A 12,005-nucleotide genomic window follows, 5' to 3' on the forward strand; every position below is an offset into this window, starting at 1 on the left:
GCTTTCTGTTGCATATCCACAGAATTTCATTACAAATGTGATTTGGGAAAAATCAGATAGTCCAAGAATGGATGCAAATCTCTTTTCTTCAAGACATGATCATATCCTTGTGTATGCAAAAAGCATTAAGGCTTTTAAAATAAACAGGATTAGTGACGGTGAAATCCCATCTCATTATGATAGAGTTGATGAGGAAGGTAATCCATACTACTTAAAGCCTCTGAGAGCGATGGGAGGAGAAGACCGAAGAGAAGACAGACCTAGTATGTTTTTCCCTATTATCGCACCGGACGGAACACAAGTATATCCTATGAGACAAGATGGTTCTGAGGGTAGATGGAGATGGGGTTTGGAAAAGATTAAAAAAGAGGCTCACAGGATAGGCTGGGGAAAGAGTAAGAATGGGTATACAGCTTATTACCGGATATATCATGAATCCTCAAAAGGAACTCCACCTGAGACAATATGGTTTAATAATGAAGTTGGCAGCAACAGAACTTCGAAACAGGAAATAAAAAAAATTTTTCAATACAAAGCATTTGACACGCCTAAGCCAGAGGCACTAGTAAAAAAAGTGTTAGTAGTTTGCACAGATAAGAACGATATTGTTCTTGATTCATTCTTAGGATCTGGTACAACAACAGCTGTTGCACATAAGATGGCACGTCACTGGATTGGGGTTGAGTTGGGTGAACATGCTAAAACACATTGTCATCCAAGACTTAAAAAAGTTATTCAAGGAGAGCAGGGAGGTATAAGTAAATCTGTAAACTGGAAAGGTGGAGGAGGCTTTAAATTTTATGAATTAGCCTCTTCGCTTTTAAATCAAGACAGCTTTGGAAATTGGGTAATGAGTAAAGAATATAATCCAACCATGGTTGCCGCAGCCGTAGCGAAACAGGAAGGATTCCGGTATTTCCCCGATGAGCATATTTACTGGAAGCAGGGAAAAAGTAGCGAAAAGGATTTTATTTATACCACCACACAATTTGTTACGGTTGAGATTCTCGACAAAATTAAAGACGAGATGCAGCCCGACGAAAGTTTGCTGATTGCCTGCAAAGCTTTTCAGCAAGAATGCGATAATCGGTTTTCCAACATTACCATAAAAAAAATTCCGCAAATGCTTCTGGGCAGATGCGAGTTTGGCAAAGACGATTACAGCCTGAACATTGTAAACATGCCCCGGGATGAAGCATTCGACGAAGAATCTTATGAAACAGACGAACCAGAAATGAACGAAACCGAAGAGAGGAAATCAACCCAACAAGGAATTATAAATTTTTTTGATACAGATGAATAATAAAGCTCAATACATCAAACAGCGGCTTTCCCTCCGCGTGCCGTTGCAAGAGGCTTTGGATGTGGTTGTTCACCTTGCCGGCAAACTGGAACTTCAAAAAGACATCTATCTGGCTGCTGAAATTGAAAAGGTAAAATCTCACTTCCCTTCGTGTGTCGATTTTGAACGGGATTTTCCATCGCTTTGTTTTTCAATTGCAACCGGAGTAGGAAAAACACGGTTGATGGGCGCATGTATTGCCTGGTTGTATTTAGAAAAAGGTATCCGGAACTATTTCGTATTGGCACCCAACCTTACCATTTACGAAAAACTTATCGAAGATTTTGGGAATCCAAATTATGCCAAGTACGTTTTTAACGGCATTTCCGAGTTTGTGCACAACCGCCCGGTTATCATCACCGGCGACAACTACAACCAAATGGGAAGCCTGTTCAAAGACAGTGAAATCAGGATCAACATTTTCAATATTTCCAAATTCAATCGCGATGCAAGCGCAGCCAACCGGGGAAAAGAAAAAGGTATGGCACCACGGATCAAAAGAATTTCGGAATATCTTGGAGAATCATATTGGAATTACCTGTCCAATCTGGATGATCTGGTCATCCTGATGGACGAAGCGCACCGCTACCACGCCGATGCTTCAAAAAGTGCAATTAACGAACTAAAACCTGTTTTGGGCTTGGAGCTAACCGCAACACCCATCGACGAAAAAGGGAACCCTTTCCGCAATGTGGTGTACGAATATTCGTTGGCACAGGCATTGGAAGATGGGAAGTATGTGAAAAATCCGGCAATTGCCACACGAAAAAATTTTCGTCCGCAGGGGTTATCCGAAAAGGAAGTTGAGATCATAAAACTGGAAGATGCGATCAGCATCCATCAGGACACAAAAAACGAATTGGAGATTTATGCCCGGAACAATAAGGTGAAAATGGTAAAACCGTTTATTCTAGTGGTTTGCCGCGACATCAACCATTCAACCGAAGTTTTCAACTACATCAACTCCGATGCTTTTTTTAGAGGGGCATTTAAGGGCAAGGTACTTCAAATAGATTCATCCACCCGGAGAGAGGAAGAGATCGAACGCCAGTTTGTCGATCTGGAAAGCCTGGACAACGAAATCGAAATCGTTATCCACGTGAATATGCTGAAAGAAGGTTGGGACGTGAACAACCTTTACACCATCGTTCCACTACGGGCTGCCAACGCCAGCGTGTTGATCGAACAAACCATCGGGCGCGGTCTCCGGCTCCCATACAACGGCGAACGAACCGGAGTGGACAAAGTGGATAAACTGACCGTAGTTGCCCACGAAAATTTCGAAAAAGTTATTGAAGCGGCACAAGATCCAAATTCAGTGTTGAATAAACTTTCGTACATCGAAATCCCGGAGGAAGACCTTTCGACAAAAACCACTGTGGTAACCTCGGTTACGAAAGTGGAAAAGGAAATGCAGGAGGCGGAAAAGCGGATTGACGCGATTCAGAATAAAACCAGGAAACAGGAAGCCCGGAATTCGTATGACGCTAAAAAACTAATCCTCGATGTGATCAGCTCACCGGAAATTGCTTACCAGACCAAAGGGCTGAAGGATTACGAAAAGAAAGAAGTACAGGCTATGGTTATTCAAAAAGCCATTGAAAAACTGGAAACCGGGCAGCAAAGTATTTTCAAAGAAGAAATTAAGACAGAACTTCCCAAAGTGTACCAGGCGACCTTGGTGGAAGTTCGGAACAACACCATCGAGATTCCCCGAATGGATCTGGTTCAGGATGATGTTGAGGTCTGGTTTGAAAACTTTGATCTGAACACCAGCAGAGGGTTTGAGTTTCAGGCAATGGACGAGGAGATTATCCGGCGGGGACTGAAACACAACGAAGTCGATACCATCGGCGTTCAGCAGGGGGCATTTTCACGGGAAACCCCGGTGAACCAAATTATCAGCGAACTGATCAACTACCCGGAAATTGACTACGATGAAAACGCAGAACTGCTTCACAAATTAAGCATCCAGGCAATTCGGACTATTGAACGGCAGGTCGAAGAGAAAGGGGTGTTGCAGGTTTTGGTGAAGCAGTACCGGAAAATCATAGCCGGGAAAATTTACGACCAAATGAAAGCCAACTTTAAAATTGGCGAACCCGACTACATTGAACCCAAAGTATTGCCATTTGTCCGAATAGAGGACTGGAACTTTTCGGCTTTGGCAAATGGCTACAAAGACTACCGGGAAGTGGTTACACCCGCAATTTTAATCCCCAAATATGTTTTCCGGGGATTTGAAAAAGCCTGTCACCTTGAATACAAATTTGACTCAAAAACGGAGAAAGACTTTTCGTACATTCTTGAAAACGACCGCAAAGTTCAAAAATGGCTCCGTCCGGCTCCGAACCAATTCAGGATTTACTGGAAAAACAATTCCAAACAGTATTACCCTGACTTTGTAGTCGAAACTGAAGACTGTATTTATCTGGTAGAAACAAAAATGTTGGATCAGGTGGAAGTGTCTGACGTAATCAGCAAAAAAGCGGCTGCGCAGAAATACTGTAAGTACGCTACAGCTTTTACAACTGCCAACGGCGGGAAGCCCTGGAAATACATTTTGATTCCGCACAACGAAGTAACCCAAACCACCGGGTTTGATTATTTCTTACGGTTTATTGAGGACTAAATAAAAAAGTATGGCACTACTTCATAGTTTAGAAATAAAGAATTTTAGAGGAATTAAAGAGTTTCATCATCAGTTCTTTCCAAATAAATTTATCTGTTTGGTTGGGAGGGGAGATTCTGGGAAAACCACTATTCTTGATGCAATTTCTTATGTGCTTTCATCAAATTGGAATATTACATTATATGACAGCGACTTTTATAATTGTGACATCAAGAATCCAATAGAAATATTGGCTACATTAATTGATTTGCCGGAGACACTTCTTAAAGGTAAATATGGTTTTCAAATTCGAGGTTTTAATTTAGAAACTAGGTTTATTGAAGATGAAATTAGTGAAAAATCAGAACCTGCAATAACGATTAGATTATTTATTGATAAAGAATTAGAGCCAAGTTGGACTTTAATAAACGGAAGGAATGAACCCATTCCAATTACAGCGAATGCAAGAGCTAAACTCAATTCATTTTTAATATCAGATTATACAGATAATCATTTTTCTTGGGGTAAAGGGCGACCTTTGTATTCTTTACTCAAACTTGAATTAGATCACGAAACTGCAGAAGAAAAGAATATAATTTTAGAGGCTTTGCGTGAAGCAAAGACGAAAATTGATGAGAACTCATTTGAAGACTTTAGAAACGTGATTGAAAAGGTAGTTAAAGCTTCAAAAGATTTCGGGATTAAGTTGTCAGATGCTAACACAACAATAGACTTTAGGGACATTTCAATTAAAGATAATAGGGTTTGTTTACACGACGCTCAAATTCCGTTTAGGCAAAAAGGGAAAGGCTCAAAAAGATTATTGTCAATGTCTATTCAGTCTTTAATTGCTGCTGCTGGTGGTATAGTTTTGGTGGACGAGGTCGAACAGGGATTGGAGCCGGACAGGATTAAAAATTTGATTAGAAGTCTACAGAAAAAAAGGCGTGGTCAAATATTTATGACCACTCATTCTCAGAACGTAATAGAGGAACTAGAAGCATCAAATATTTATTTAGCAAAAAATGAGAGTGGGGTATGCTCACTTACCGTATGCAATGAAGAATTTCAAAGCATTGTAAGGGCTTGTCCTGAAGCGATGTATGCTAAGAAGGTAATTGTTTGCGAGGGGAAAACAGAATTAGGTATTTGTAGGGCAGTGGATGAATATAGAATTTCTCTTGGACTGCCAAGCTTCTCTGAGAACGGCATTGTTTATACACTAGGTGAAGGAAATAATTTTCCCAAAAGAGCAGAGCTTTTGGTTAGACTTAACAAAAAAGCATGTGTTTTTTGTGATTCTGATAAAGATGGAGAACTTGCTCCCACAAAGGAAGAGTTAAAAGCCATTGATATTAAAATATTTGATTGTGAAGAGGGGCTTGCAATTGAACAACAGCTTTTTAATGACATGAATTGGAATGGTATTCAGAATATAATTAAGTACTTACTTCCAGACATGTCATTCGAAAGAATTACACAATCGGTTGAAAGTAAGTTTGAAGGCAACTTACCAGACGACTGGTTAAATCAGGATGATGAAAAGATCAGAAAAGCCCTTGGTCTAGCTTCAAAATCCAATAAAAATGGATGGTTTAAAAGAATCGACCATGGTGAAGTGATAGGCAATATTTTTTATCAAAATATTGAAGAACTGGCAGGCACTAGACTTTTTTCAATATTAGAAAATATTTCAAAATGGGTTGATAATGAATGAGGCGGATTTGATATATAAACCATTTATAAGTGAATCCAAAAGCTTGGTGATCGCTCCTGCAGGTCATGGTAAAACACACTGCATCGTTGAATGTTTAAACTTATCAAAAAATGATCAGCTAATTCTAACCCATACAAATGCGGGGGTCGCTGCGATAAAAGAAAAAATTAAAAAAATAGGAGTAAAGACATCCTATACAGTGGAAACCATTTGCGGTTTTGCTCAAAAGTATGTGGAAGCTTTCGTGAAAAAACAAGATATCCCAGAACAGGATAGTGAAGAGTATTTCCCTTTTATTATTAGTGCTGCAATGGAATTATTTGAAAAACAAGCGATTAGGAATGTTATTAAAGCAAATCATTCTGGTATTTTTGTGGATGAATACCAAGATTGCACGAAATCCCAACATCGAATTATTTCTTTGTTATCAGAAATTTTACCGACTCATATTTTAGGTGACCCGTTGCAAGGAATTTTTGATTTTAATAATGAAGACTTAGTGGACTTCAATACCGATCTTGATGAATTTAAACTTACTGGTGTGTTGAGCAAGCCATGGAGGTGGGTAGAAACAAATAACGCCCTTGGTGATGACTTATTAAAATTAAGAAAAGAAATTAATCATAGAAAGCCTATCCTCCTGACCGATTTTCCGTCTTTTGAAAATCATTTCTTTGCTGAAAACCAGCTATATGATTTTAGAGAGCAGTACAATGCTGAATTACGCAAGATTATTGGAAAAGAAAAAAGCTTATTGATAATTCATCCAGTTAGCCACAACAAAAATGCAAGAGCAAAACTGGTCAAAACCTTTAATAATTCTTTCTATTTAGTGGAAGCAATGGATGACAGGGAATTTTATTCCTTGCCAAAACAAATTGATGGGGCTGACAATACAAATATTTATTCAACGATTCGAGAGATATCATTGATGCTATTTAGCAAAAGCAAGGTAAATGATTGGTTAGGAGAAAATAGACTAAAAAGCAAAAGAGATTTTCAAGCTAAACTGCTTATTGAACCATTAAAAAAAGCTTTTGATAGCTTGAGCAAGAATATACAGCTTAAAACAATTGCCTATGCACTAAAACAAATAAAGCAGCTGCCGGAAAACAAGTGCTATCGAGGAGAACTTTACTCCGATTTATTAAAAGCCATCGAACAAGCAAATATTAATAAAAAGACGGTTTTCGAGTCGATGAAAGAAATTCGAGATTCAAAGAGACACATTGGAAGGAAGATATCAGGTAAATGCATTGGTTCTACGCTTCTTACTAAAGGATTAGAGTTTGATACTGTTGTCATTTTGAACGCTCAAAGATTTGAATGTCCTAAGAATTTTTATGTGGCATTAACAAGGGCATCAAGACGATTGATAATATTCTCAGACAGAGAGGAAATTTCATTTAGCTGAAGTATGTAGTGTCTATATTCCAGGTTTTAATTTCTCAAATCTGCTGAAAAGATTCCCGCTTTTTTGAAAAATAAGCCCTCCTTTATGCCAAAATCACCAATTTAAAGGAGTAAATGTGAGATTTAATAATTCTGTCCAGCCGGATAGGAAATAAGTAGGAATTACCGAAGGATGATATCCCAGATTGTAAGTATAACCTATATTCCGACAAAGCGAATGGAAAGATTATATTTTCACTTAAAAAAAACAGGATGAAAAGGGTATAAACGTGTAACTTTACATTAATTGATTTAATAACCTTCAAAAGAAGAATAGGTCGTTATTATGGATTATCAATACAATCAGGAAATTAAAAACAAATCCAGGGAAAAACTTATAAAGCATGCTATCAAATCTTTAACGACCAAGAGAAAGCAATCTTTTTTACTAACGAAGGAACATTTCTCAAAAATAACAGACCATTTTAATTCTCTGTTATTTAGCACTAAAGAATGGAATGAATTAGATTTTGAATTTCGGAATCAATACAATTGGCTTTTTTGGGGTGGCAAAGAAAGTTGGTCTAAATTTTATGATAGTAATTGCAAACCCAAATCTGTTAATGATTTAAAAGTATTATATCTATCAGGACCTGAACCATATAATGATATAGATGTACTATGTAGTAATGGTATCCGGCTGGAAAATATTTGGGCTATCGAATCAGATAAAGCAACTTATGAAAAGGCCGTTAAATCTTTAGTTAACGCAGGCATTCAAATTAAAATTCACAGAGGAAATCTTTCAGAATTTTTTGAATTAACAAATCATGAATTTGACATCATTTATTTTGACGCGTGTTCTCCGATATTATCCCCTCAACAATCTCCATTAGAAACTTTAAAGCAAATCTTTCTCAATAAAAGATTATCAGGTTTATCAGCACTAATTACAAACTTTGCAGAACCGGGAGACAACTATAATTGGGGTGAAATTCTTGCAGCATGGTTTGGAACAAGGGATTCTCTTGATAATCCTGCTTCTGATGATGAATTTGGAGGCATAGCAGAAAAAACAGAATTTTACAAGGAGTACTGCCAACTTATTAATTCTCATTTACCTGAATACTATGACAAATTCATAACTTCCTTTATACCTACATTAGGTTCAGAAATTATTCCTATGTGGCAGTTGACTTCTTTGGGCTCCGTTCAGAGTAATCATTTACTTAACGAACAATTACTCTCAAAAGAATTGAAATCAATCCGAAGTTATGAATGCCAGGCTGATACCACAAACGATTTTATAAGAAATGTGCAGCATTTTTTACTTGCTATTGATGCATATCCCCTGCTCAATTGGGCAAGAATTATACGAGAAACTTTTCCCAAAAATCATCCGTTGAACATTTTTTTAAATAGTAATAGGAGAAAAATAACAATAGAGGATGCTTTGTATATAGGTTCTCTTTTAAAAAGGTTTGAAGAGGCTCAAACGGGGTTTAAAACTTTTATTTATAATGTCTGTGGGGATAAATTAAAAGAAACTATGATGGCTTTGGATTTTTTTGACCGACACATGCGTATTACTTGTGATACTCCCATGAAAAACCTTTTAGTCGAACTTTTAATCGGATTATATGGTTATCCGTATATTGCCCATGCCGGGAAAAACCTGTCTTTAAAATACAAGGCTAAGGAAACATCGATGTATTCGAATGTCTTCATTTTTGACCAATGCAGATATCTGTATGATTTCATGCCTACTTTGGATTTATGGGAAAGCTTCTTTCAGAATCTTGCCAACCAAACTATCATAAGAGGGTGTATTGACGGAATACGAAGAAATCATTTTCAACTAAATACTTCACTGTTCAAATGGGGATTTATAGAAGGCGTTTATGGAAATGAATTTGGACAAGCGATGCTTTCTGACAGGGTAAATCTAAATGATGACATATAGATTATGGATTTGCATTTCGGAAATGATAAATATATTACCCCTCCGGGTACTATCGTACAAAGCTTACCCCACCCTTTTCTGAATACAGGAAATGGAATTGAACTAGCTTTATTTCAAGAGCATCGCTACGCTTTTTTCTTTTGGAATAAATGGACTAAAGATATTTTAGCGAAAAAGAAACATTCAGATTTACCATGCCTTGTGACAATTGATTGGCATCAAGATTTGGCATGGCCGACACAAACACAAAAAGATTGGCTCAATGAGTTGGATACGTCTTCCAACAAGGATGTTTCTTTATATGCCTGGGCAAACCTATCGCATATAAATGATGAACAAATAATAGCAGCTGCATATCTCAATTTAATTGGAAATATATACGTTCATTGTAAGCAAGGGACTACCAACAGATGGAAAGACCAAGTTTTTGAGGATAAATTTGGTAATAAGCACAGAGTAAAAAGATTTCATGATTACGATAATTTAGAACGCTACTTATTATCATCCACTGAAAATCATGTGTACTTTGACATTGACCTTGACTTCTTTACAATAAATAATCCTCTTAATGGTGTAGGCAAAGATTTTAGCTACATGAAGAAAAAAGAGGTTATTGAAATGTTTAAAATAGAACGGCCTGTTATATCATGGATATTTCAACGACTTCAGGGATTTACAATTGCGATAGAGCCAGAACATACAGGAGGATTATTAAAAGCAAATAGATTTCTGAATATTATTGATAGATTATATTTTGATCCTTGTCTATTTTCAAACTGTGCCTGGCAATGGAAAAAAAACACCAATTGGAAGCATCTGAGACATTGAATTAATTTGTTAATTAATCAGAAATACTCCTTCCCAAACACATTGCACCTCTTATTTTCGGTATGGAGTTTTCCGCATAATCCGAATAGACGGGATTTTGCCCGCATCCCTCCAATTCAGGGTTTTCGCATTGTGCTCAACATACTTATAATCTTTGATTTATTGTTTTATTCCCTAATGCAAATATCAGCAACAAAACAATTACTGATATCATTTTTAGAAAAATAATATAATTGCCTGTTTCACTTTTAAAAATGACCAAAGACTCGGCAACGGTATGGATCAGTTGTAATAATAGAATAAAAAGAAAGATCTTCACCTGCCTGTTATTCTTCCGATTTTTTTTCTTTTTTGATTTTTTGCACATGGCTCGCGTATTAAAAAATTAAAAAATTTTCAATACGCTGCTGCCACCGCTTAAATGTAAGGTCAGAATGGTGGTTGCGAAAGGACAAAATTGTATCTTCGTATAGCTCTTAATACAATATAACACTAAAGTGAATAATAACAGGCACTTAGAAAAAGTATGCCCAATTTCGGTAAGAGTTCCTAAAAGTCTTCGGGATGAATTGCTTAAGCTTTCTGTAAAAAACAGAAGAAGTTTGAGTTCATATTGCTGGATAATTATTGAGGATAACTATCGTAATTTTAGGAGAAATCATCGATATGACAGATTGCATTATAAGGATGAGAATTTTGTCCCACTGTCTTTTACAATAACAGAGACATTGAAAAGTAAAATTATATCTTACATAATCTCATTCAAGAGAAATTACTACAGTGAAGTTACGTTTTCAGCTTTTATAAGAAAAGTATTATCTGATTCAGAAAAACAATAGTAAACATGACTCCTTCAGAAAAATATGTATCAATTAATTACAATACACTTCTTTGAAAATCTCACAATTTCTAGTTTATTGAAAGAAGTTGATAAAGATTACCTTGGGAGCACTTTATTAAATTATCAGTAAACTCAAAAAAAGGTTAACCCACTAATCGATTGTTTCGATATTTACAGTCGCTTGCCTCCTTTTTGTTTTTTTAGCCGATTTTTCATTTTATGTCTTTTATACTTGCTTAAAGAATCACCATCTATTTGAGCCCGCATTTGCCAAATCAGCTCCTTAATAATCAATGATTTTAATGTACTCATAGCCACTCCATTTATATTTTGTTTCGACACCGTCTCAGAAGAATTCTTTTTGAACTGATCCTGAGACAACAATTCTTGCCTTGACAGATAAAACCTCGGCCTCTCCTCAAAATCGCTCATCCTCACCGGATGCCGCACCGGATTTCCGTTCTCATCCGTCACAAAAACCAAGTGACCTCTCCCAGCTTTTCTGATCTCCACCTGAAACAGTCCCAGTGCCTGGTCATACAGTTCTTTCGAGGAGATAAACACCATCCGGTTGAGCTGAGCAAATAAGTTTTCCAGGTTTTGTTTCAGATTTTTGCTGGAACCGGAAAACCGATAGTTTAATTTTTCCTGCGGATCATCCTTGGTTAGCTGGTATTTCTGCTCCAGTCCTTTGATAAACCGCTGTGTCTTTTCCTTTTCGTAACTATCTTTGATTTTTTTGCCGGTATCACAATCGATACGAGTGGAAACGATATGAAAATGTAGCCGATCGATGTCCGCATGTTTATAGACAAAGTACGGTTGGTTTCCGTATCCCAGGTGGTTCATCAGGTTATCGATCTCAGTCCTGATCCCGACACCACCCAGCCGGACCAAATCACTAACTGTCGGGTTTACGGATAGATGCAATCCAGGCTTTCGAACCCGGGTATTACGATCTTCAATTTCCTTGAAAATCCGGTAACGGTCGTTCTTATCCCCCATGAACGGATTGACAACCGGCATGTTTTGACTGTGATAAAAAGAGGCCTTATGCCGTTCAACTTTCCGCTCATTGTAAAACAACGCATTTTTTGTGCTGCAGGCTTGGTGAATCTTAATGACCATGATCTTTCAATTATTCGGTTCGGCAACCAATCAACGCAGATACTTTTGAAGCAGGACCAGACAATTCCGCATCATCTCAAAAGCCTGTTTTAAAAGCTGTCGATCATTGTCGTCCACCCGGTACCCGGCAAACGAATTCATGCGCTTCGAGAGCTGGTTCAGGTTGACCCCGATCTTATTTAG

Annotated in this window: 8 protein-coding genes; 6 read left to right on the forward strand and 2 right to left on the reverse strand. The window is 37.3% G+C overall.

Going from position 1 to position 12,005, the window contains the following annotated elements; genetic code table 11:
• The 6 genes from NC99_RS17005 to NC99_RS17030 form a co-directional block, all read left to right on the forward strand.
• The coding region (locus NC99_RS17005; RefSeq protein ID WP_053186502.1) for a site-specific DNA-methyltransferase at positions 1-1,303 on the forward strand (1,303 nt) is incomplete at its 5' end.
• Positions 1,296-3,974: a DEAD/DEAH box helicase gene (locus tag NC99_RS17010; RefSeq protein ID WP_053186505.1), complete on the forward strand. Its 2,679-nt coding sequence runs from the start codon at positions 1,296-1,298 to the stop codon at positions 3,972-3,974. The genes NC99_RS17005 and NC99_RS17010, both read left to right, overlap by 8 nt.
• Before the next feature lie 10 nt (positions 3,975-3,984).
• Positions 3,985-5,670 carry an ATP-dependent nuclease gene (locus tag NC99_RS17015; RefSeq protein WP_053186508.1) on the forward strand — a complete coding sequence of 562 codons (1,686 nt, stop codon included), beginning with the start codon at positions 3,985-3,987 and terminating at the stop codon, positions 5,668-5,670.
• Positions 5,663-7,084, forward strand: coding sequence for a UvrD-helicase domain-containing protein (locus NC99_RS17020; protein WP_053186511.1), 1,422 nt, complete (start codon positions 5,663-5,665; stop codon positions 7,082-7,084). The genes NC99_RS17015 and NC99_RS17020 overlap by 8 nt, the downstream gene beginning before the upstream one ends.
• A 324-nt stretch (positions 7,085-7,408) precedes the next feature.
• Positions 7,409-9,025, forward strand: coding sequence for a class I SAM-dependent methyltransferase (locus tag NC99_RS17025; protein WP_053186515.1), 1,617 nt, complete (start codon positions 7,409-7,411; stop codon positions 9,023-9,025).
• 3 nt (positions 9,026-9,028) lie between these two features.
• Positions 9,029-9,853 carry a hypothetical protein gene (locus tag NC99_RS17030; protein ID WP_053186519.1) on the forward strand — a complete coding sequence of 275 codons (825 nt, stop codon included), beginning with the start codon at positions 9,029-9,031 and terminating at the stop codon, positions 9,851-9,853.
• A 1,012-nt stretch (positions 9,854-10,865) separates the two neighbouring features.
• On the opposite strand, the gene NC99_RS17040 is transcribed toward NC99_RS17030, so the two are convergent.
• A complete protein-coding gene (locus NC99_RS17040; protein WP_053186523.1) occupies positions 10,866-11,822 on the reverse strand; it encodes a relaxase/mobilization nuclease domain-containing protein in 957 nt (318 codons plus the stop codon).
• A 30-nt stretch (positions 11,823-11,852) separates the two neighbouring features.
• Positions 11,853-11,996 (reverse strand): hypothetical protein, encoded by a 144-nt coding sequence (locus NC99_RS22735; protein WP_394330549.1) that lies wholly within the window; start codon positions 11,994-11,996, stop codon positions 11,853-11,855.
• Positions 11,997-12,005 lie beyond the last annotated feature (9 nt).

It is taken from the genome of Sunxiuqinia dokdonensis (genome assembly GCF_001270965.1).
Taxonomy (GTDB): domain Bacteria; phylum Bacteroidota; class Bacteroidia; order Bacteroidales; family Prolixibacteraceae; genus Sunxiuqinia; species Sunxiuqinia dokdonensis.

Coding starts and splice junctions, on each gene's coding strand:
- NC99_RS17010 (WP_053186505.1), top strand. CDS start 1,296: ATGAATAATAAAGCTCAATACATCAAACAGCGGCTTTCCCTCCGCGTG.
- NC99_RS17015 (WP_053186508.1), top strand. CDS start 3,985: ATGGCACTACTTCATAGTTTAGAAATAAAGAATTTTAGAGGAATTAAA.
- NC99_RS17020 (WP_053186511.1), top strand. CDS start 5,663: ATGAATGAGGCGGATTTGATATATAAACCATTTATAAGTGAATCCAAA.
- NC99_RS17025 (WP_053186515.1), top strand. CDS start 7,409: ATGGATTATCAATACAATCAGGAAATTAAAAACAAATCCAGGGAAAAA.
- NC99_RS17030 (WP_053186519.1), top strand. CDS start 9,029: ATGGATTTGCATTTCGGAAATGATAAATATATTACCCCTCCGGGTACT.
- NC99_RS17040 (WP_053186523.1), bottom strand. CDS start 11,822: ATGGTCATTAAGATTCACCAAGCCTGCAGCACAAAAAATGCGTTGTTT.